Source organism: Streptomyces sp. NPDC096310 (assembly GCF_044763125.1).
In the GTDB taxonomy this organism is placed as follows: Bacteria; Actinomycetota; Actinomycetes; order Streptomycetales; family Streptomycetaceae; genus Streptomyces.
Window position 1 is genome coordinate 1 of the sequence record NZ_JBIWFO010000011.1, and the last position, 21,077, is coordinate 21,077.

A 21,077-nucleotide genomic window follows, 5' to 3' on the forward strand; every position below is an offset into this window, starting at 1 on the left:
AGACGCCACCAGGCAACAGCCCGACGCAGCCACTACAAACGGCGGTCCGCCGACGAACCCGCTGGATAGATCACGAAACCGCACTGGAGTACTAGTAGCTGCCAGATGTGGTCGGCGCGGGCCGACCGGCACGGTTCCAGGAACGCGTGGGCCTGTCCGCCGTCAGATCGCGGACAGGCTCTGCTCCGCCCAGATCGTCTTGCCGGTGTACGTCTGGCGGGTGCCCCAGCCCTGGGTGAGCTGGGCGACCAGGAGCAGTCCGCGGCCGCCCTCGTCGGAGGTGCGGGCCCTGCGCAGGTGGGGGGAGGTGCTGCTGCCGTCGGAGACCTCGATGACCAGGTCGCTGTCGCGGATCAGCCGGAGCTTGACGGGGGCGTTGCCGTACCGGATGGCGTTGGTGACCAGTTCACTGACCACCAGTTCGGTCACGAACGCCGCGTCGTCCAGGCCCCAGACGGCCAGTTGCCGGCAGGCGTTCTTACGGGTCTCGGCGACGGCGGCGGCGTCGCACGGCACGTCCCAGGTGGCGACATGGGCGGCGTCCAGGGCGCGGGTACGGGCCATCAGCAGGGCCACGTCGTCCTGCGGCCGGTCCGGGAGGAGCGCCTGGAGCACGGCGTCGCAGGCGGCCTCCAGGGACGGGGCGGAACGGGCCAGCACCTCGCGCAGCGTGCCGAGGCTCTCGTCGATGTCGCGCTCACGGGACTCGACGAGACCGTCGGTGTACAGCACCAGGACGGATCCCTCGGGCAGCTCCAGCTCGGCGGTCTCGAAGGGCAGCCCGCCGAGGCCCAGCGGCGGGCCCGCGGGGACGTCCAGGAACTCCACGGCGCCGTCCGGGGTCATCAGCGCGGGTTCCGGATGGCCGGCGCGCGCCACCGAGCAGCGCCGGGACACCGGGTCGTAGACCGCGTACAGGCAGGTGGCGCCGGTGTCGCCGGTGCTGTCCGCACCGTCGGAGTCGGCGGACAGATGGATGACGAGATCGTCAAGGTGGGTCAGGAGTTCGTCGGGCGGCAGATCGACGTCGGCCAGGGTACGGACGGCGGTACGCAGCCGCCCCATCGCGGCCGACGCCTGGATGCCGTGGCCGACCACGTCGCCGACGACGAGGGCGACCCGGGCGCCGGAGAGGGGGATCACGTCGAACCAGTCGCCGCCCACCCCGGCCTGGGTGCTCGCGGGCAGATAGCGGGAGGCGACCTCGACGGCGGCCTGCCGGGGCGGCCGTTCCGGCAGGAGACTGCTCTGGAGGGTGAGGGAGGTCCGCCGCTCGCGCCCGTAGCGGCGGGCGTTGTCGACGCACACCGCGGCCCTGGCGGTGATCTCCTCGCCCAGGAGCAGATCGTCCCGGGCGAACGGCTCCGGGCGCCGGTGGCGGGCGAAGACGGCCACGCCGAGGGTGATGCCACGGGCGCGCATCGGCACGGCCAGCACCGAGTGGATGCCGTACCGCCGCACCCGCTCGGCCCGCTCCGGGGCCTCGTGCTCCCATACGGCCATCGCGGGGCTGGTCACCTCCCTGATCAGCGGCCGGCCCGTGGCCAGGCACTCCGCGGCGGGCGAGGCGTCCGGATAGGCGGCCACCGCGCCGCGCGGGACCACGGCCTCGGGGCAGCCCTCCAGTACGGACCGGGCGGCGACCCGGCGCAGTTCGACGGGGCTGCTCGGGACACCCGCGCGCGGGTCCTCGCCGCCCTCGATGGAGGGGAGCAGGTCGACGGTGACGAAGTCGGCGAGCTGCGGGACCGCCACATCGGCCAGCTCCTCCGCGGTACGGGTGAGGTCCAGGGTGCTGCCGATACGGACGCTGGCGTCGTTGAGCAGCACCAGCCGCTCCCTGGCCAGGTGTTCCTCGGTCATGTCGCGCGCGGAGAGGAGCACTCCCCGTACCGTCCCCCCGGTGTCCCGCACCGGGACGAGGGAGAGCGCCCAGACGCTCTCCCGCTCGTGGCCCGGCAGCCGCAGGGCGACCTGCCCCTGCTGCCGGGTGCCGGTCTCCAGCGCCCGGCGGATGAGCCGTTCCGTCCGGTCGCCCTGCGGATCCGCCACGATCTCCGAGACGCGCAGGCCCCGCATCGCCTTCTCGGACAGTCCGAGCACGCGCTCCATGTCCTTGTTCGCCAGCCACAGCCGCAGGTCGCTGTCGTAGAGCGCCATCGTGGCCGGGGACTGGGTGAACGCCCACATCACCAGCGCCCCGGCGGGGAGCGGCGAGGGCGGCCGGGGCAGGGCGGAGACCAGGAGCCATCCGCCGGTACGGCTCCCGCCGCCGTCGTCATCCCCGCCGCCGTCCTCGCTCCACGGCTTCCGGCGGTGGGCCAGCAGGCTGACCGGGAGCGTGCGGCCGTCCCGGTGGCGCAGCCGCACCGTCCCGTCCCACCTCGGCAGCTTCGCCAGGGCCCGTACCGCCCCGGCCGGTGGTTCCACGGCGAGCAGAGCGGCCGCGGACCGGCCGACGACCTCGGAGGAGCGGTATCCGAGCAGCCGTCGCGCCCCCTCGCTCCAGCCGGTGACGATGCCGCGCGGATCCAGCGTGGCCCTGGCCGTGGCGCTGTCCGCAGCGCTGCCGGCGGTGGGAACCCCCTGCCCCGGCGCCCGGTCGTCACCGGCGGTGTCCGATCGCGTCATCGTGTCCGACCGCCCTCGCCTCGGTCCTTCCACCATGGGCCGCGCCCCGCGCAGGAGCAACCGAGAGCCTGATCCGTCACCGCAGACCCATTGACCCCGTAGGGCTCACCTCTCTAGCCTCCGTTCTTGTACATGGACAACGTCCTTATACATGGAAACGACCGCTGACCCCGCTCCACCGTGAGGCGCGCTCCGCCCGCGTGCGCACCCCTTGCTCCACCGCACAGTCCGTCCGCTTGTCCGGTGCACAGTCCAAAGGGGAACTGACCCATGCCACTCGTCGTCGTCGGGATCAGCGTGCTGGTCCTGCTCTTCCTCATGACACGGCTCAAGCTGAACGGTTTCGCGGCCCTCCTGCTCGTCGCCGTCGGAGTCGCCCTCGTCCAGGGAATTCCCCTCACGAAGATCCCGGACATCCTCTCCGACGGCATCGGCGGCCAGATCGGCGACACGATGCTCACCATCGGGCTCGGCGCCATGGTCGGGCGGGTGATGGGGGACTCCGGCGCCGCCCAGCGCATCGCCACCAGACTCCTCGCCGTCTGCGGCACCCGCGGGGTGCAGGTGGCCATGGTGGCGACGGCCATGCTCATCGGTGTCACGATGTTCTACGAGGTCGCCTTCGTCATCATCGTGCCCGTCGTCTTCACCCTGGTACGGGTCACCCGGTCGAACCTGCTGTGGGTCGGGCTGCCGATGTCCATCGCCCTGTCCACCATGCACAGCTTCCTGCCTCCGCACCCGGGCCCGACGGCGGTCGCCTCGACCTTCCACGCCTCCGTCGGACTGACCCTGTTCTACGGTCTGTTCATCGCCGTGCCGATCGGCGCGCTCATCGCCCTGGTGTGGCCGCGGCTCGCGTTCATCCGGGCCATGAACCCCTCCGTACCCGAGGGCCTGGTGAGCGAACGGGTCTTCGAGGACGAGGAGATGCCGGGTCTCGCCTGGTCGCTGGCGGTCGCGCTGCTGCCCGTCGTGCTGATCGCGGGCGCCGCCGTCACCGACATGGCGACCTCGGCGCAGACCCCGCTCACCCACTTCGTCGCCTTCATCGGCTCGGCCCCGATCGCCCTGCTGCTGACGCTGGTTGTGGCGATCTGGGCGTTCGGGCCACGGATCGGCCGGAGCCTGGCGGAGGTCAGCGCCTCGTGCCGGGGAGCGGCACAGGCGATGGCGATGATCCTGCTGGTCATCGGAGCCGGCGGCGCCTTCAAGCAGGTCCTGGTCGACGGCGGGATATCGGACTACATCAAGGACGTCACCGACGGCTGGTCCGTCTCACCGATCATCCTCGCCTGGCTCGTGGCGGTGATCCTCCGGGTCGCCCTCGGCTCGGCGACGGTCGCCGTCGTCACGGCGTCCGGCGTGGTGCTGCCGCTGCTCGCGGACAGCGGGGTGCCGCCCGAGATCATGGTGCTCGCCGTCTCCTGCGGCTCGATCGCCCTCTCGCACGTCAACGACCCGGGCTTCTGGATGTTCAAGGAGTACTTCAACCTGTCGGTCATCGACGCGATCAAGGCACGTACCACCTACACCACCGTGCTCTCCGTCCTCGGACTCGGCGGCGTGCTCCTGATGGAACGCGTCCTGGACATCCTCGATCTCTGACCCGGTCCCGCACTTCGCGTACCCCCGCGTCTCCCCGCACTCTGGAAGGACCCGCCCCATGAGCCAGCCCGTCGTCACCGGCTTCTCCGTGTACCCGGTGGCAGGCCGTGACTCCATGGCACTCAATCTCTCCGGCGCGCACGCCCCGTACTTCACCCGCAACGTCCTGGTCGTCCAGGACTCCGAGGGCCGGACCGGCGTGGGCGAGGTGCCGGGCGGTGAGCGCATCACCCGTACCCTGCGCGAGGCGCAACCCCTGGTCGTCGGGGCCTCGTTGGGCGACCACAAGCGGGTGCTGCGCGTCCTGGGGGAGCGGTTCGCCGGCCGGGACGCGGCGGGGCGCGGGGAGCAGACCTTCGACCTGCGCACCGCGGTGCACGCCGTGACGGCCGTCGAGTCCGCACTGCTCGACCTGTTGGGCCAGCACCTGGAGGTGCCGGTGGCCGCGCTGCTCGGGGAGGGCAAGCAGCGCGACGCGGTCCGTGTCCTCGGCTACCTCTTCTACGTCGGCGACCCCGGCAGGACCGATCTGGAGTACGTCAGGGAACCCGGCGCCGACGTGGAGTGGTACCGCCTCCGCCGCGAGGAGGCGCTGACCCCGGAGGCGATCGTCCGGCAGGCCGAGGCGACGTACGAGCGCTACGGCTTCCGGGACTTCAAGCTCAAGGGCGGTGTCCTGCCGGGAGCGGAGGAGGTCAAGGCCGTACGCGCGCTGAAGGAACGCTTCCCCGGGGCCCGGATCACCCTCGACCCCAACGGCGCCTGGTCGCTGCGGGAAGCGGTCGAACTGTGCCGGCCCCTGGCCGGCACGCTCGCGTACGCCGAGGACCCCTGCGGGGCCGAGGACGGGTTCTCGGGCCGGGAGATCCTGGCGGAGTTCCGCCGGGCCACCGGACTGCCCACCGCGACCAACATGGTGGCGACGGACTGGCGTCAGCTCACCCATGCGATGGCGCTCCAGTCGGTCTCCATCCCGCTCGCCGACCCGCACTTCTGGACCATGCGGGGATCGGTGCGGGTGGCCGAACTCTGCCAGGCGACGGGGCTGACGTGGGGCTGCCACTCCAACAACCACTTCGACATCTCGCTGGCCATGATGGCCCACTGCGGGGCCGCCGCCCCGGGGGAGTACAACGCCCTGGACACCCACTGGATCTGGCAGGAGGGCCTGGAGCGGCTGACCGTGACGCCCCCGCGGATCGCAGGCGGCGAGGTCGCCGTCGACGACACCCCGGGTCTCGGCGTCCAACTCGACATGGACCGGCTCCTTTCGGCCCATGAGCTGTATCGGGAGAAGAGCCTCTCCGGCCGGGACGACGCCGCGGCGATGCGCTTTCTCGTACCGGACTGGGAGTTCGACGGCAAGCGGCCCAGCCTGGTGCGGTGAAAAGGCGTCCGCTGATACGACAGGCCGTCAGAAGAATGAATCCGGCGGCGAATCCGGTGGCGTTCCCGGTCAATTCCCGCGGACTGTTCCCAGTTGTCGGGGCGTCGGGCGGGAGGGCGCGGGGCGGAGAGCCCCGCACCTGACCCATAAGGGCGTTTTGTCCACCATTTCTGTTAAGTGAATTTAGGTGGCATTGCGGGCTCTTGAAGCATTGAAAGGCTTTTGCCTGTCCGATTATTCCGTTACGTTCGTGACGTGCGTCACGTGGGCGTGGGCCGGCGGGCGGAGCGAGGCGGCCGCTTTCTCTCATGAGAGACGAAAGTTGAGTTCCCGGGACGGCTCCGAAAGGGCGATTGCCCCGAAAATTCGGAACTTGTGCCGTCCTGATATCTCGCTTACGTTCTCGTCCATCCGGATGGAACGCCAAATCCTGCCGCTGTCCGGAAACCCACACACCTATCCGTCAGAAGGCAGGAGCGGGGGACCCAGGTAAGTCGCCGGTCCGGATTTTCCGGAACGGCTCGGGGTGAAGCCGTACGCACCGCCGTACGGCCGGGCATCTCCAGCCCGAACCCGACAGCTCACCTCGCAGGCGACGGAGAGGAATTCGTCGTGCCCAGAAACGCCAAGCACCGCCGCCCCAGAACCGGCTCGATCGCCCGACGCCTCGTCGCGGTGGGCACCGGGGGCGCCGCCCTCGCGATTCCGCTGGTCTCCGCGGCCACCGCGCAGGCCGCGACCCCGGCGACGCAGCACGTCAGCGCCGCCAAGGCCGCGCAGGCCCCCGCCGCCGCGACGAAGGCCACCAGCTACGTCGTGGTCTACGGCGACTCGCTGTCCAAGATCGCGCACAAGCACTCCGTCAGCGGCGGCTGGCAGAAGCTCTACGCGGACAACCGGAGCGCCATCGGCGCCGACCCGTCGCACATCCACCCCGGCCTGAAGCTGGCCCTCAAGGGGAAGGCGGCGGCCACCGCCGCCAAGCCGGCCACCGCCGCCAAGCCGGCCACCGCCGCCAAGGCGAGCGCGAAGACCGCCACGACCGGCACCGTCACCCAGGCCGCGGTGAAGACGTACAGCGACAACCTGGACGGCTGGATCCGCGAGTCGCTGGACATCATGGCCCGCCACGGGATCCCCGGCAGCTACGAGGGCATCCACCGCAACATCATGCGGGAGTCCTCGGGCAACCCGAACGCCATCAACAACTGGGACATCAACGCCCAGAACGGCGTCCCGTCCAAGGGTCTGCTCCAGGTCATCGCCCCGACGTTCCAGGCGTACCACGTGCCCGGCACGTCGACGGACAGCTACGACCCGGTCGCCAACATCACGGCCGCGTGCAACTACGCCGCCGCCCGGTACGGCTCGATCGACAACGTGAACGGTCCCTACTGACCCGACCCGCGCCGCCCCACGGGCGACGAACGCACCGGGCCCCGGCCCCGCCGTCCAGCGACGGCGGGGCCGGGGCCCGTTCCATCGCCCCGCGCGTCACCCACGCCGCGCGCGCAGCTCCCGTACCCCCGCCACCACCAGCACCAGCGCCGTCGCGCCCAGGGACCACAGGAGCTGCGGGCGGGCCGTGTCGTCGGCGAGCATCAGGACGAACACCGTCCCCATCGCGGCGAGCGTCACCCAGGTCAGGCCGGGGAAGAGCCACATCCGCAGCACCAGGCGCTCCGGTGTCTCCCGCTCGATCCGCGGGCGCAGCCGGAGCTGTGACACCGCGATCATCGCCCAGACGAAGAGCAGCACCGCGCCGACCGCGTTGAGCATGTACAGGAAGACCGAGTCGGGCCACTTCAGATTGAGCAGGACGGAGACGAACCCGAACGCCACCGACGCCAGCACCGCCCGCCGGGGCACCCCCGCGCCGCCCACCTTCAGCAGGGCCTTCGGCGCCTCGCCCCGTTCGGCCAGCGAGAAGACCATCCGGGACGATCCGTAGAGGTTGGCGTTGAGCGCCGAGAGCAGCGCCACGAACACCACGATGTTCATGATCTGCCCGGCCGACGGGATGCCGATCGCGTCGAGGACGGTGACGTACGGGCTGAGCCCCGCCTTCTGCGCCGTCCAGGGCAGCACGGCCACGATGACCGCCATCGAGCCGACGTAGAAAAACAGGATCCGGACGACCGCGCTGCGCACCGCGCGGGCCACCGAGCGCACCGGGTCGTCGGACTCGGCCGCCGCGATCGTGACGACCTCCAGACCGCCGAAGGCGAAGATCACGGCGAGCACCCCGGACGTGACGCCCTGCCAGCCGTTCGGGAGGAAGCCGCCCTCTCCGGTCAGGTTGTCGAGACCGGCCGGGCTGGTGTCGGGCAGCACACCGAAGACCGCGAGCAGTCCGAGCACCAGGAACGCGACGATCGCGAAGACCTTCAGGGCAGCGAAGTAGAACTCGAACTCGCCGAAGTTCTTCACGGCGGCGAGGTTCGCGCCTGTGAAGACGACCATGAAGACCAGCACCCAGGCCCACTGCGGCACGGAGGGCAGCCAGCCGTTCGCGATCTGCGCCGCGCCTGTCGCCTCCACGGCGAGGACGACGACCAGCAGGAACCAGTAGAGCCAGCCGACGCTGAACCCCGCCCACCGGCCGAGCGCGCGCTCGGCGTGCACGGAGAACGAGCCCGACGCGGGCATCGCCGTCGACATCTCGCCCAGCATCCGCATCACGCACATGGCGAGCGCGCCCGCGATCAGATACGAGACGACGATGCCGGGCCCGGCCAGTGCGATCCCGGCGCCGGAGCCGACGAAGAGCCCGGCGCCGATGACACCGCCGAGCCCGAGCATGGTGAGGTGGCGCTGCTTGAGCCCGCCGGCCAGTGGTTCGCCGGAGTCCGAGGCAAGCCCGGGGGCGGGGTGGTGGGGGGTGCGGTCGTGCATGGGGTGGGTTCAGACTGCTTTCGGGGCTGGTGAGGACGGGGAGATGCGGCCCTGGCAGTCTCCCCGGACGGCCCCGGTCCAGGCAAAACGTTTCCTCCGGATGCGATGCCGGGCACCGTGCGACGTCTCGCGCCCGCCTCGGCCGCCACCGGATCCGGCGGCGGCCGAGGCGGGCGCGAGACGGGCACGGGCTACGCGGCGAGGGTTACGCGTCCAGCGGCGGCCGGTGGGTCGGGGAGCCGGCGATGCTGCCGCCGGTCCTGGTGACCGTGGGGTCGAACTCGGTGAGGGTGAGCTGGAACCCGACCGGACGGCGGGCGGCGACCGGCTCCAGATGCTTCTGAGCCGCCGCGAACAACTCGTCCGCTATCCGGCTCTTGACCTCCTCGGGGCGGCCGGGCGCGATCGTCAGCCTGATCTGCACATGGCCGTTCTCGGGCCCGGCCTCCGGACGGTCCCCGACCCGCGCGGCGGTCGCCGGCATGGCGAGGGTCCGGGTGCCCCAGCGGGGGAAGACGCCCAGCGCGCGGGCGGTCTCGTGCAGGGCGTCGAGGAGGGTGTCGACGTCCAGATCCTCGGCCAGGTTCGGGGTGTACTCGACGATGATGTGCGGCACCTTCGGATCTCGCTTTCGTCATCCGTACGGGAGACGCCGGAGCCCCGGCGACATCCGTTGAGTCTGCCCGTCGCCCGTACCGGCCGCGTACCGCCCCCTGTTGCCCCTTGGTGTCCCTCGGCCCTCACCGCTCAGGCGAACTTGTCGCTGACCGCCTCGTACACCGCCTTCGCCCCGGCGCCGAGGTGCGGTCCCGCCAGCCAGGTCTGTGCCGTCGGGCCGATCGACGTGTTGCTCACCAGCGCGGGCAGCCCCTTCGCGTCCTCGATGAACCAGCCGCCGCCGGAGGAGCCCCCCGTCATGGTGCAGCCGATCCGGTACAGCGGCGGCTGGTCGTCCCTGACCGAGAGCCGGCCCGGGCGGCCCCGGCAGGTGAACATCCGCTCGCCGTCGAAGGGCTCCGCCGCCGGATACCCCCAGACGCCCATCCCCGCGATCTTCGTCGCCGACGGCGCGTCGAACATGACCCGGGACGCGCCGCCGGCCGTCTCCTCCAGCGACGCGAAATCGCTCCCCGCCGGCTTCTTCACATGGAGCACGGCGAAGTCGAACGGCGAACCGCTGCCGCCCGACGGGGTCCCCTCGGAGATCCACTGCGGCGAGGTCTGCGCCCAGTCCGCCCACCAGATCCCGAACGGCGCGAGCCGGCTCTTGCGCACGCCCGCCAGGGCCGCGCCGTCCAGCCCCTCGTCGTTGTAGGACGGGACGAAGACGATGTTGCGGAACCAGCCGCCCTTCGCCCCCGCGTGCACACAGTGCCCGGCCGTCCACACCAGGTTCGAGGCACCGGGGTTCGCCGGGTCCGTCACCACCGTCGCGGAACAGACCGAAGGACCCTCGGGGGTGTCGAAGAAGAGCTTGCCGACCATCGGGGCGTTGTCGCGGTACGAGACGGGCGCCGGCTGCGCCGGGACGGGCTCCGGCTCCGGGTCGGAGACGCCCGCGTCCTCGAACTCCCCGTCCACCGGCCGGTCCGTGCTGGCGCCCTGGCGCATCCGGCCCGGGATCCACAGCCCCTCGATGACCGGGTTGAAGAAGGCGGCGGCCTCCCGCGCCCAGTCCGCCGCGTCCCAGTCGCGCCAGCCGCCCTCGCGCCAGCCCTCCGGTGCGTCGGAGCCGGCGGCCCCGGCGGGGCCGACCCCCACGGTGGACCCGGAACCCGCGCTCCCGGCGGGCGTGGAGCAGGCGGTGGCGCTGATCGCCAGTAAGGCGAACATGCAGGCCATGAGCATCGCCGGGCGGTGCCTGGAGCGCATGGATCGTTCCTCCGGTCCCTCAAGTGCGTCGAACGGTGTGCGCACGGGGCCCGGGAAGTACGGAGTCCGGCGACAACCTGTCTTGAGGAGGTAGTACGTGGTGGAGCCCGCCCCGGTTCAAGCCGGCGGCCCCGCCCCGGTTCGGGCCGGGGGTACCGCCCGGGTTCAGGCCGGAGGCTCCCGCGCGGTTCAGGCCGGAGGCTCCGGCGCCGGGGAGGACGCCGGGCGCGGGAACGACGGCCGGGACTCCTCCAGCCGTACGAAGGCGATCCGCTCGCCCGCCCCCCGGTATCCCCGGTCGCCGTCGGCCTCCGCGGCCAGACCCAGCGACGAGCAGAGCGTCCGCGCCGCGCGGGGGCGGGTCCGCGCGTACCGCTCCATGATCAGGCCGCACTCCTCCGGGGGGACGAAGTGGGCCGTGACGGCGTGGTAGCGGCGGCCGGTCTGGATGGTGACCTGGGGGGTGTGCCGCAGATTCCGGTACCAGTGCGCCGACGCGGCCGAGCCGGAGGCGACGGTCCAGCTCCGGGGCGCCGTGTCCTGCTCCACGACCTCGATCACGTCCTGCCGGGACAGTCCCGAGACCCGTCCGGTGTGGATGAGCAGCAGCATGCGCCGGCCGAACAGCGGTCCGAGGCCCGCGCGGTAGAGGAGGATCGGCAGCCCGGCCAGCTTCCGCCGCCATCTGGTGGGGGGACGCGCGCGCGGCGGTGGGTACGGCTGGTTCACAGCCCTGCACCTCCTGGCACCGGAGAGGCCGGATGACGGCGTCGATTCGATAACGACGGGACGTTCATGGAGCTTTCACGATGCTTTGACAACAGAACCTTTGCATAGTCTAAACATGGGCGAGGCGGGAGCGGACATGCTGCGGGAGGGCCGATCGGGAGGCCGGTCCGGCGCAGGGTCCGGCGCGCGTCCGGACCCCGGCACCGGCGCGGGCCCAGGAAGCGGCCGGCCCACCGGCCCGGGAAGGAAGCGCGGCATGCGGACGGACCCGCGAACCGGCCCGCGTCCCGGCCCGCCGACCGGGCACGCCACCGCGGGCGGCGACCTCTCCACCCCCGTTGTGCTGGGCGTTCTGCCGTTCGCCGCGCTCGCCGTCGTCGCCCTGGTGGAGCTGGTCGCCGGGCCCAAGGTCGGCTTCCTGCCGCTCTTCTCGCTCGGCCCCGCCTTCGCGGGACTCGTCGGCGGCTGGCGGCGTACCGCCTTCATCGGCGTCCTCGCCCTCGTGTGCTGTCTCACACTCGGGCTGTACGACGGGCTGGTGCAGAGCCGCCGCGGCTACACGGCGCTCGGCTCGGTCGCGGGTGCGACGGCCGCGAGCCTGGTCGCGGTCGTGATGCGCCAGCGCCGCGAGGCCGAACTCGCCAGCGTCCGCTCGATCGCGGAGGTGGCCCAGCGCGCGCTGCTGCGCCCCGTACCGGGCACGGCGGGGCCGCTGCGCGCCGCCGTCTCGTACACCTCGGCCGTGGCGGAGGCCCGGATCGGGGGCGATCTGTACGAGGTGGCCGTCGGGGAGGACCGTGTACGCGTGATCGTCGGTGACGTCCAGGGCAAGGGGCTCGAAGCGGTGGAGACCGTCGCGGTCGTCCTCGGGGCGTTCCGCGAGGCGGCGCACGACGAGCCCGAACTGACCCGGGTCGGCGCCCGGGTGGAGCGGGCCATGAGCCGGGAGCTGGACGGCGAGAAGTTCGTCACCGCGCTGATCGCGGAGTTCGGCGGGGACGGCGGAGCCGTCTTCCTCAACTACGGGCATCCGCCGCCCATGCTGGTGCGCGCGGACGGTGCGGTGGAGTTCCCCGAGCCCGACCAGTACGCGCTGCCCCTCGGCCTGGAGGCGCACGGCACCGAGGGCCCCCGGCCCTTCCGGGCGGAGTTCGCCCCCGGCGACCAACTCCTCCTCTACACCGACGGGGTGACGGAGGCGCGGGACGCGGGCGGGACGTTCTATCCGCTCGGCGAGCGCGCCCCGCTCCTCGCCCACCCCGACCCCGCGACCGCGCTGGAGGCGCTGCGCAGGGATCTCGTACGCCATGTGGCGGGGCCGCTGCACGACGACGCCGCCACCCTGCTGCTCCGGTACGCACCGGAGCGGCGGGAGCGGCTGGAGGAACGGGAGCGGCCCCCGGGGCTCAGCGGGCCGGTTTCTTCGTGACGCGTTCCAGCATGAACGCGGACGACTCCTTCGCCCGCTCCTCCCACGCGAAGACGCAGACCGTCGCGACCCCGTCGAAGTTCATCCCGCGCAGGGTCGAGAAGAAGGGGTTCCAGTCCGCCCCTCCCTGCCCGATGTCGAGATGCTGGTGGATCCGGGCCGCCGTGCCCGGCGGGTTGAGGATGTACCGCAGCCCGGACGAGCCCTTGTGGCCGAAGGTGTCCGCGATGTGCAGCTGCTGGAGCTTGTCGCCCGTGTACCGGGGCATCCTCGCGATGTCGGCGCCCGGGGCCGTGCCGGGGAGATGGAAGGTGAGCGGGGCGCAGTACAGGTAGTTCACGTACGGCTTGTTGATGGCCCGGACCAGGTCGACGGCGGGGTCGTTCTTCTCGCAGAAGTCGTCCGGGTGGGCCTCCAGGTTGAGGGCGATGCCCTCGCGCTCGAAGACCGGCAGCAGCTCCTGAAGTCGTCGCGCGGGGACAGCTCGATGTACGCGTAGCCCAGATCGGCGACGGTGCGTACCATCTCCCGCACCATCTCCCTCAGCGGCGGGGCGCGGAGCATGCGGGGGTCGAGGGCGATCTTCAGCGGGTGTCCCCTCCGTAGAAGGCGGGCCGCTTCTCCAGCGCGTCGACCCGTACGATCGCGCCGGACTCCAGCGCCTCGACGAGCGCGCCGGTGATCACGGTCGCCGCGTAGCCGTCCCATGCCGAGGGGCCGGTGGGCTCGGCGCCCGCCGCGACGGATCCGGCCCATTCGCGGAACTCGGTGTCGAAGGCGCTCTCGAAGCGGCCCTGCCAGTCCTGGAGGATTCCGGTGGAGCGGTGCCCGGCCCGCCGTACGGAGACGGCCGCCGGATCGGGAAGGCGCACCAGGCCCTCCTCGCCCACGGTCTCGCACTGGATGTCGTAGCCGTACTGGCAGTTGACGAAGACCTCCAGATCGATCCTGACCCCCTCGGCGGTCTCGAAGAGCATGATCTGCGGGTCCTGGAGGTGCGCGTGCCGCTTGCCGGTCCTGCGCGGTGTCACCACCTGTACGGAGCGGATCTCGTCGTCCAGCAGCCAGCGCAGTACGTCGATCTCGTGGACGGCGGTGTCCTGCGCGGCCATCTCCGAGGTGTAGGAGGCCGGGACGGTCGCGTTGCGGTGGGCGCAGTGCACCATCAGCGGCGTGCCGATGGCGCCCGACTCGATGACCTTCTTCATCTCGCGGTAGCCGGCGTCGTACCGGCGCATGAAGCCGACCTGGACGAGCCGGGAGCCGTGGGCGGTCTCCGCGTCGATGATCTTCAGACAGTCCTCTGCCTCCGTGGCGAGCGGCTTCTCGCAGAAGACCGGCTTGCCCGCGGCGACGGCGCCGAGGACATGCTCCGCGTGGGTCGGGCCCCACGAGGTGACGACGACGGCGTCCACGTCGGGCGCGTCGATGACCGCGCGCCCGGTGGCCAGGGCGCGGGCGCCGACGGACGCGGCGACCTCCTCGGCCCGGGCGGTGTCGATGTCGAACACCGCCGTGACCCGGGTGCCGGTGATCACCTGGGTGAGCCTGCGGATATGGTCCTGGCCGATCATTCCGGTGCCGATGACACCGATGCGCACAGTCATGGGGGTGTTGCCCTTTCGGATCAGGGGAAGCCGACGAGGTTCAGGAGGCAAGTGAGGGGGCCGGGTGGTCGACCGGCTTGCCGTAGCGGGCCCGCAGTTCGCCCTGGAGCGCTTCGAGCGACCGGCCGCGGGTCTCGGGAACACGGAGCCCGACGAAGGTGATCGCGGCGACACCGAGGACCGCGAAGACGAAGAAGGCCGCGGATATCCCGACGGCGTCGACCAGGACCGGGAAGGTCAGCCCGATCGCGAAGTTGACCATCCAGAGCACCACGCCGCAGACGCCCATGCCGAAACCGCGCATCCGCGTCGGGAAGATCGCCGGGGGCGGATCGCCGCCCCCCGCGGTCGGCGCGGCGGGTGAGGTGGAGGAGCCGGGTGCGGAGGAGGCTGACGTCTTTGTCATGGGAGATGGCTCTTTCCGGCGGCGAAAAAGAGGGGGAGGCGGCCCCCGGTAAAAGAGGAGGGGAGGCGGGCCCGAGAGGAGAGGGGAGGCGGCCCCGATCAGGTGGAGCCGGTCACTGCGAGGTGGGGAAACCGCGCCCGGTACGTGCACGAGCGCGGCACCGCGGGCGGCAAGCGCGTCCAGGCGCTCGGCGGCGCCAAGAACCACGGTGTGGTGATGGCGGACGCCGACCTCGACTTCGCCGCCGGGCAGCTGATCGCCGCCGCCTACGGCTCGGCCGGTGAGCGATGGGCGTCGAGCCGACGAACGAGACGGCGGCGACGTCCGGGTGGTCGAGGAGCGCGTCGACGGCGGCCTTGTCACCGTGCACGACGTTGAAGACACCGTCGGGCAGTCCGGCCCCGGCGTACAGCCGCGCGACGAAGTTCGCGGCCGACGGGTCGCGCTCACTGGGCTTGAGGACGAAGGTGTTGCCGGTGGCTATGGCGACCGGGTGCATCCACAGGGGCACCATCGCGGGGAAGTGGAACGGGGTGATGCCCGCGCACACACCCAGCGGCTGGCGGAAGTTGTGCACATCCACATCGGTGGACACCTGGTCGGAGGAGGAGGAGGAGGAGGAGGAGGAGGTGCCGGGGGCGGGCGCTCCGTCGATCCAGTGGTCGATCGTGGGCATGTCGGGTTCCTCGGAGGTAGGGGCGGCGCCACGAGCGGCGTCAGAGGTAGTGGCGCTGGGAGCGCTTGGCGTCGCGGTAGGTCCCGTACGCCCGCCGGGTCGACTCCAGTTCGGAGACCTCGCTGACCGGGACGTCCCACCAGGCGCTGCCGGGCGGGTTCGGCCCGTACGGATCCGTCTCGACATGGACGACCGTCGTCCGCGCGGAGGCCCGGGCCTTGGCCATCGCCCGGACGAACTCCTCGACCGTCGCGGCGGGCAGGACATCGGCGCCGAGCGAGGCGGCGTTGGCGGCCAGGTCGACCGGCAGGACCTCGCCGTCGAGCTGCCCGCTCTCCGCGTCCCGGTAGCGGTAGCGCGTACCGAAGCGCTGCGAGCCCAGCGACTCCGACAGCGCGCCGATCGAGGCGAAGCCGTGGTTCTGGACGATCACGATGATGACCTTGATCCGCTCGGAGACCATGGTGACGATCTCCTGGGCCATCATCAGATACGAGCCGTCACCGACCAGGACGACGACCTCGCGGCTCGGATCGGCCATCTTCGCGCCGAGCCCGGCGGCCACCTCGTACCCCATGCAGGAGTACGCGTACTCGACGTGGTACGCCTTCGGGTCGCGTGAGCGCCACAGCATCTGGAGGTCGCCGGGCATCGAGCCCGCCGCGTTGATCACGACGTCCCGGTCGTCGAGCGACCGGCGCAGCGCGCCCAGGATCTCGGTCTGCGCGGGCAGCGGCCCGTGGCCGGCGGAGAAGCACTCCTCGGCCGTACGCCGCCACTCGGCCGCCAGCTCCAGTGCCCGCTGCCGGTAGGCGTCGTCGGTCTTCCAGCCGTCCAGCTCCCGCTCCAGCGCCTGGAGTCCGAGCCGGGCGTCGGCGACCAGCGGCTCCGCGGAGTGTTTCACCGCGTCGAGCCGGGCCACGTTGAGATTGACGAAGTGCACGTCCGGGTCGTTGAACACGGTGTGGCTCGCGGTGGTGAAGTCGCTGTAGCGCGTGCCGACGCCGATGACGACGTCCGCCTCGGCGGCCAGCGCGTTGGCCGCCGCCGTACCGGTCGAGCCGAGGCCGCCGACCGCGCTCGGGTGGTCCCAGGGCAGTGCGCCCTTGCCGGCGTGGGTGTCCGCGACCGGGATGCCGGTGGCCTCGGCGAAGTGGCGCAGCGCGGCCTCGGCGCCGGAGTACACGACCCCGCCGCCCGCGACCAGCAGCGGCCTGCGCGCGGTGCGCAGCAGTTCGGCGACGCGCCCCAGCGCGGCGGGCTCCGGTACGGGACGCCCGATGTGCCAGACGCGGCGGCGGAAGAACGCCACCGGCCAGTCGTACGCCTCGGCCTGCACGTCCTGCGGCAGACAGAGCGTCACCGCGCCGGTCTCCACCGGGTCGGTGAGCACCCGCATCGCGGCGAGCGCGGCGGGCACGAGCTGTTCGGGCCTGCTGATCCGGTCGAAGTACTTGGAGACCGGGCGGAAGGCGTCGTTGACGGTGACGTCGCCGCCCCGGGTGTCCTCCAACTGCTGGAGCACCGGGTCGGCGGCGCGGGTGGCGAACATGTCGCTGGGCAGCAGCAGCACCGGCAGCCGGTTGGTGGTGGCCAGCGCCGCGCCCGTGATCATGTTGGTGGATCCGGGGCCGGTGGACGCGGTGCAGGCGTACGCGGAGAGCCGGTCGCGCATCTTCGCGAAGGCCACGGCGGCGTGCACCATGCCCTGTTCGTTGCGGGCCAGGTGGTAGGGGAGGTCCGCCTCGCCGGTACGGTCCGCCTGGAGCAGCGCCTGCCCGATGCCCGCCACGTTGCCGTGTCCGAAGATGCCCCAGACGCCCGGGATCAGCCGCTGTTCCTGGCCGTCGCGCTCGCTGTACTGGTGCGCCAGGAACCGTACGAGCGCCTGCGCGGTGGTGAGCCGTACGGTTTCCGTCGCCATCACAGCTCCTTCGGGGTGCCGGTGCCGAACGGCAGCCGGGGGTCGGTGGCCTGGTCCTCCCAGGTGGCGCGGACCCAGCCGTGGGCCGGGTCATCGCAGATCAGCCAGGCGCGGTCCTGGCCGGGGCCCGCCATGACGTTCAGGTAGTAGAGGTCGTAGCCGGGGGCCGCGATCGAGGGGCCGTGCCAGCCGTGCGGGATCAGTACGGTGTCCCCGTCGCGCACCTCGGCGAGGACGTCGAGGGGCCGTTCGGCCGTCCCGTACACCCGCTGGTAGGCGAGGCCGGGTCCGGCGGGGCCGGGCGCGATCTCGAAGTAGTAGATCTCCTCCAGCTCGCTCTCGACCGGGTTCCCGTCCGCGTCGCGCCGGGCCTCGTCGTGCTTGTGGGGCGGGTACGAGGACCAGTTGCCGCCGGGGGTGAGCACTTCGCAGACCAGGAGCTGGTCCGCCTCGAACGTGCCGGGCAGACAGTAGTTGTTGACCTGGCGCGAGCAGTTCCCGGCGCCGCGCAGCTCGGCGGGGACGTCCTTGGCGGGGCCGTACCGTACGGTCAGCCGCCGCTCGCAGCGTGCCGACGGGAGGGCGAACCGGCCGCCGCGCTCGCTGCGGACCACGGCGTCGGTGTCGCGGGGGAGGTACGCGAAGTCGGTGACCGCGTCGAAGACGCCGTCCCGGCCCGCGAGGAGGAGGGTCGTGCCGTCGGCGGCGACCGTACAGGACCCGCTGAGCGGCAGTACCAGATACTCGCTGTCGCCGGTGGCGAGGGACACCTGTTCGCCGGCGGCGAGTTCGACGACGCGCAGCCCGGAGTGGCCCCAGCGGGCCGACTCGGGGGTGACGACGGTGGTGAACGGTCCCTCGGCGGTGGAACCGGCGGGCAGATGCAGGGTGTGGTCACTCACCATGGACTCCTCGTTGTCCTTCACAGCAGGCTCACCGCGCGGTCCACGGCGCCGGCGACATCGCCGTCCGCGGGGTAGAGCAGCGACCGGCCGACGATCAGGCCCTGCACGGTCGGCAGGGAGAGCGCCTTCTGCCAGGCGGTGAACGCCGCCTCGGCGTCCTTGACCTCGCCGCCGAGCAGCAGCACGGGCAGCGTGGAGGAGGCGAGGACCCGCTCCATCTCCTCCACGACCGGCAGTTTCAGCCAGGTGTAGGCGCTGCGCCGGCCGAGTCCGGACGCGATGGTGATCGATGTGATCACCGCGTCGGGGGAGAGGTCGTTACGGATCCTCCCGTCCACCCAGCGGGAGAGGAACGGCTCGACCATGGCGATCAGTTCGCGGTCGTTCAGTTCGTCCACGGCCCGCGCGGTCTGCTCCAGCACGGAGGGCGTGGCCGGGTCGTCCAGGCAGATCCGGGTGAGCGTCTTGCCGCCGTCGAACCGCATGGCGGCGATGGTCTCGGCGTCGTACCCGGTGAACCGGTCGTCGATCTCGAAGGCCGAACCGGCCAGCCCCGCGCGGTTCATGGAGCCGAAGACGCTCTTGCCGTCGAGCACCCCGAGCAGCAGCAGGTCTTCGAGGATGTCGGCGGTGGCGAGGACCCCGGTCACCCCGGGTCGCTCCAGCGCGGTGCACATCCGGTCCAGGAGCCGGCCGCGGTCGGCCATCGCGGTGGGGTCGGCGCCGACCGAGTTGGCGCCGCGCGCGGGGTGGTCGGCGGCGATGATCATCGCCCGGCCGTTCCCGCCGAGCGGCGAGGCGGCCCTGACCCGCCGGGCGGCGGCCTCGGCGATGGCGCCGGGGTTGTTGACCCGTGTCTCGACGATCCGCCGGATCCGGTCAGACACCCTGGACTCCCTGGACACCCTTGCTCTCCTCCTCGATCGTGGACTCCGCGCCCTTCGCGCTCTCTGCGAGCTTCGCGCTCTCCGCGAGCTTCGCCTCGACCGCCGCCGCATCGGGCATGGCATCCGAGCAGGCCAGCTCACCGGCGACGATCGCGCCCGCGGCATTGGCGAAGCGCATCGTCCGCTCCAGGTCCCAGCCGGCCAGCAGCCCGTGGCAGAGCGCGCCGCCGAACGCGTCGCCCGCGCCGAGGCCGTTGACCACCTCGACGGGCGCGGGCGGCACCTCGACGGCGATACCGGACCGGTCCATCGCCAGCACGCCCTTGGGGCCCTGTTTGACGACGGCGGTCGTGACCCCGAGTGCCAGCAGCGCGCGGGCGGCGGCGTACGGCTCGCTCTCACCGGTGGCGACCTCGCACTCCTCCCGGTTGCCGACCGCGACGGTGGCGTGGGCCAGGGCCTCGCGGTAGTACGTACGGGCCTCCGCCGTCACCTGGTCCGGCCGGACGTCGCGGCCGCCCGCGTACGCGCCCTGCCAGAACATCGGCCGCCAGTCGAGGTCGAAGACGGTGATGCCCGCCCGGTCGCGGTGGCGGAGCGCCGCGAGCGTGGCGGACCGGCTCGGCTCGGCGCTCAGCCCGGTGCCGGACATCCAGAAGATCCGGGCCGACGCGACGGCGCCGAGGTCCAACTCGTCGGGGCGGATGTCCAGGTCGGGGGCGAGGGGCAGCCGGTAGAAGTGGAGGGGGAAGTCGTCCGGCGGGAAGATCTCGCAGAACGTCACCGGGGTCGGCGCGACGCCGGAGACCCCGACATGGGTGGGGTCGACGCCGTACTCGGTGAGCGCGCGCCGCACGTACTGCCCGAAGGGATCGTCGCCGGTCTTGGTGATCACCGCCGCGTTCCGGCCGTAACGGGCCGCGGCGACCGCGACGTTGGTGGGGCTGCCGCCCAGGTACTTGCCGAACGAGGTGACCTCCGCCAGGCCGACGCCCGTCTGCAGCGGATAGATGTCGACTCCGACCCGTCCCATGGTCAGGACGTCCAGGACTGTCATGTGTGGGGACCTCCAGCACCTGGCACGCTCCACTAGCGCACACTGGTTGCGAGTACGATGCTCGATGTCCATATGTCCTGTCAATAGTTTGTAAACATGCGGTTCTCCGTCCACCCGGCGGCGACGAACGCCTCGGCCACGACGCCCTGTTGTCGGTCGGCGCCTCCGGCCCCGACGGACGCGACGCCGTCGGGGCCCGTGTCGCTCTCCACGCCTACGATCCGGCGCCGTCCCGCCGGTGGCCCGGAGGGGCGGTGGCCAGGGCGCCGCGCCGCCCGTCCCCCTTCGCCGCGGTCTTCCTCTTCCGCGGAGTCTTCCCCGGGCGCTTCCCCGGGGTCTCCTCCCCGGCCGCTGTCGCGGTCTCGGCCGCTTCCGCGGACCGCCGCATCCGCTCGCCCTGTTCGCGCGCCCGGCCGATCAGCGCCCGCGCGTCGCACTCCGGCTGGAGCGCCGTCAGAAGCAGCAGCCACAGATCGTGCAGCCCCTCCTCGATCTGCCGGCGCCCCTCCAGCGCGTCCGAGACGGTGTGCAGCCCGAAGAACGCGCAGACCAGTCCGTGCGCGGCCATGTCCGGGGCGATCCCCTCGGCGAGCGCCGCCTCCTCGCGCGCCTCTTCGAGCAGTTGGGTGACCGTCTCCAGCCATCCCACGAAGGGGCGCGGCAGCGTGACGTCGATGGCGGTGCGCTCCGCCCAGAGCCGGGATCCGGCGCGGATCACCACATCGTCCCGGAAGGCCCTGGCCACATCGAAACTCAGTGCGACCAGTCGCTCCAGCGCGGGGAATTCCGCTGCCCGGTAGCGGCCGATCAGCTCGGGCCAGGCCGCGAAATGCTCCTGCACGATGGCGAGTGCGAGATTCTCCTTGCTGGCGTAATGGAAATAAATTGCCCCACTGGTGCGACCTGATTGTGTGCTGATATCACTGATACTGGTTCCGACATAACCCCGTTCATCGAACAAACGTGCCGCCGCCTCCAGCAGAAACCTCCGTGTCGTTTTCGCCCGCACCTGCTCCGCCCGTACCTGCACGTGTACCCCGAATTGCCGTTCCGTCACCTGACGA

At 71.8% G+C, this 21,077-nt stretch carries 17 protein-coding genes, 3 pseudogenes and 1 riboswitch; of the genes and pseudogenes, 5 read left to right on the plus strand and 15 right to left on the minus strand.

Annotation, left to right across the window (positions count from 1 at the left end; translation table 11 throughout):
- Positions 1 to 162 precede the first annotated feature (162 nt).
- Complete coding sequence (locus ACIQ7D_RS21205) at positions 163 to 2,631, minus strand: SpoIIE family protein phosphatase (protein WP_403939721.1); 2,469 nt, start codon at positions 2,629 to 2,631, stop codon at positions 163 to 165.
- A 270-nt stretch (positions 2,632 to 2,901) separates the two neighbouring features.
- On the opposite strand from ACIQ7D_RS21205, the gene ACIQ7D_RS21210 reads away from it, so the two are divergent.
- The 3 genes from ACIQ7D_RS21210 (at position 2,902) to ACIQ7D_RS21220 (ending at position 7,024) form a co-directional block, all read left to right on the plus strand.
- Positions 2,902 to 4,239, plus strand: a complete 1,338-nt coding sequence (locus ACIQ7D_RS21210; protein WP_403939723.1) for a gluconate:H+ symporter — start codon at positions 2,902 to 2,904, stop codon at positions 4,237 to 4,239.
- A gap of 58 nt (positions 4,240 to 4,297) precedes the next feature.
- Positions 4,298 to 5,626, plus strand: coding sequence for an enolase C-terminal domain-like protein (locus ACIQ7D_RS21215; protein WP_403939726.1), 1,329 nt, complete (start codon positions 4,298 to 4,300; stop codon positions 5,624 to 5,626).
- A 443-nt stretch (positions 5,627 to 6,069) separates the two neighbouring features.
- Positions 6,070 to 6,234: riboswitch (cyclic di-AMP (ydaO/yuaA leader) on the plus strand.
- 4 nt (positions 6,235 to 6,238) lie between these two features.
- Positions 6,239 to 7,024, plus strand: a complete 786-nt coding sequence (locus ACIQ7D_RS21220) for a transglycosylase SLT domain-containing protein (RefSeq protein ID WP_403939729.1) — start codon at positions 6,239 to 6,241, stop codon at positions 7,022 to 7,024.
- Between the two features lie 96 nt (positions 7,025 to 7,120).
- Here ACIQ7D_RS21220 and ACIQ7D_RS21225 read toward each other — a convergent pair whose 3' ends face one another.
- From ACIQ7D_RS21225 to ACIQ7D_RS21240, 4 genes are all read right to left on the minus strand, one after another.
- On the minus strand, positions 7,121 to 8,521 hold the full coding sequence (locus ACIQ7D_RS21225; protein ID WP_403939731.1) for an amino acid permease: 1,401 nt from the start codon (positions 8,519 to 8,521) through the stop codon (positions 7,121 to 7,123).
- A gap of 205 nt (positions 8,522 to 8,726) precedes the next feature.
- A complete protein-coding gene (locus tag ACIQ7D_RS21230; protein ID WP_403939733.1) occupies positions 8,727 to 9,137 on the minus strand; it encodes a hypothetical protein in 411 nt (136 codons plus the stop codon).
- Positions 9,138 to 9,268: 131 nt separating this feature from the next.
- Entirely contained in the window at positions 9,269 to 10,393 is a 1,125-nt protein-coding gene (locus tag ACIQ7D_RS21235) for a trypsin-like serine peptidase (RefSeq protein WP_403939735.1), read from the minus strand.
- Between the two features lie 189 nt (positions 10,394 to 10,582).
- Positions 10,583 to 11,122 (minus strand): nitroreductase family deazaflavin-dependent oxidoreductase, encoded by a 540-nt coding sequence (locus ACIQ7D_RS21240; protein WP_403939737.1) that lies wholly within the window; start codon positions 11,120 to 11,122, stop codon positions 10,583 to 10,585.
- A 256-nt stretch (positions 11,123 to 11,378) separates the two neighbouring features.
- On the opposite strand from ACIQ7D_RS21240, the gene ACIQ7D_RS21245 reads away from it, so the two are divergent.
- Complete coding sequence (locus tag ACIQ7D_RS21245) at positions 11,379 to 12,551, plus strand: PP2C family protein-serine/threonine phosphatase (protein ID WP_403939739.1); 1,173 nt, start codon at positions 11,379 to 11,381, stop codon at positions 12,549 to 12,551.
- Here the strand turns inward: ACIQ7D_RS21245 and ACIQ7D_RS21250 are convergent.
- The 3 genes and pseudogenes from ACIQ7D_RS21250 to ACIQ7D_RS21260 form a co-directional block, all read right to left on the minus strand.
- Positions 12,529 to 13,139 (minus strand): annotated as a pseudogene (locus ACIQ7D_RS21250) (TIM barrel protein). The gene ACIQ7D_RS21245 and the pseudogene ACIQ7D_RS21250 overlap by 23 nt on opposite strands.
- Positions 13,136 to 14,158 (minus strand): Gfo/Idh/MocA family protein, encoded by a 1,023-nt coding sequence (locus ACIQ7D_RS21255; protein ID WP_403939741.1) that lies wholly within the window; start codon positions 14,156 to 14,158, stop codon positions 13,136 to 13,138. Before ACIQ7D_RS21255 ends, ACIQ7D_RS21250 begins: the two are co-directional and overlap by 4 nt.
- Before the next feature lie 40 nt (positions 14,159 to 14,198).
- Entirely contained in the window at positions 14,199 to 14,564 is a 366-nt protein-coding gene (locus tag ACIQ7D_RS21260) for an MFS transporter (protein WP_403939743.1), read from the minus strand.
- Between the two features lie 135 nt (positions 14,565 to 14,699).
- Between ACIQ7D_RS21260 and ACIQ7D_RS21265 the strand changes: the two are divergent.
- Positions 14,700 to 14,852, plus strand: a pseudogene (locus ACIQ7D_RS21265) (aldehyde dehydrogenase family protein); the annotation flags it as partial.
- Here the strand turns inward: ACIQ7D_RS21265 and ACIQ7D_RS21270 are convergent.
- The 7 genes and pseudogenes from ACIQ7D_RS21270 to ACIQ7D_RS21300 all read right to left on the minus strand — a co-directional run.
- Positions 14,848 to 15,168, minus strand: a pseudogene (locus ACIQ7D_RS21270) (aldehyde dehydrogenase family protein); the annotation flags it as partial. The pseudogenes ACIQ7D_RS21265 and ACIQ7D_RS21270 overlap by 5 nt on opposite strands.
- 112 nt (positions 15,169 to 15,280) lie before the next feature.
- Positions 15,281 to 17,164, minus strand: a complete 1,884-nt coding sequence (gene iolD, locus ACIQ7D_RS21275; RefSeq protein ID WP_403939745.1) for a 3D-(3,5/4)-trihydroxycyclohexane-1,2-dione acylhydrolase (decyclizing) — start codon at positions 17,162 to 17,164, stop codon at positions 15,281 to 15,283.
- Positions 17,164 to 18,069 (minus strand): 5-deoxy-glucuronate isomerase, encoded by a 906-nt coding sequence (iolB, locus tag ACIQ7D_RS21280; RefSeq protein WP_403940026.1) that lies wholly within the window; start codon positions 18,067 to 18,069, stop codon positions 17,164 to 17,166. Before iolB ends, iolD begins: the two co-directional genes overlap by 1 nt.
- Positions 18,070 to 18,086: 17 nt before the next feature.
- Positions 18,087 to 18,956 (minus strand): aldolase, encoded by an 870-nt coding sequence (locus ACIQ7D_RS21285; RefSeq protein ID WP_403939747.1) that lies wholly within the window; start codon positions 18,954 to 18,956, stop codon positions 18,087 to 18,089.
- Positions 18,949 to 20,013 (minus strand): 5-dehydro-2-deoxygluconokinase, encoded by a 1,065-nt coding sequence (iolC, locus tag ACIQ7D_RS21290; RefSeq protein WP_403939749.1) that lies wholly within the window; start codon positions 20,011 to 20,013, stop codon positions 18,949 to 18,951. The genes ACIQ7D_RS21285 and iolC overlap by 8 nt, the downstream gene beginning before the upstream one ends.
- 80 nt (positions 20,014 to 20,093) lie before the next feature.
- Complete coding sequence (locus ACIQ7D_RS21295) at positions 20,094 to 20,225, minus strand: hypothetical protein (RefSeq protein ID WP_403939751.1); 132 nt, start codon at positions 20,223 to 20,225, stop codon at positions 20,094 to 20,096.
- 2 nt (positions 20,226 to 20,227) lie between these two features.
- Entirely contained in the window at positions 20,228 to 21,070 is an 843-nt protein-coding gene (locus ACIQ7D_RS21300) for a ScbR family autoregulator-binding transcription factor (RefSeq protein ID WP_403939753.1), read from the minus strand.
- Positions 21,071 to 21,077: the final 7 nt, after the last annotated feature.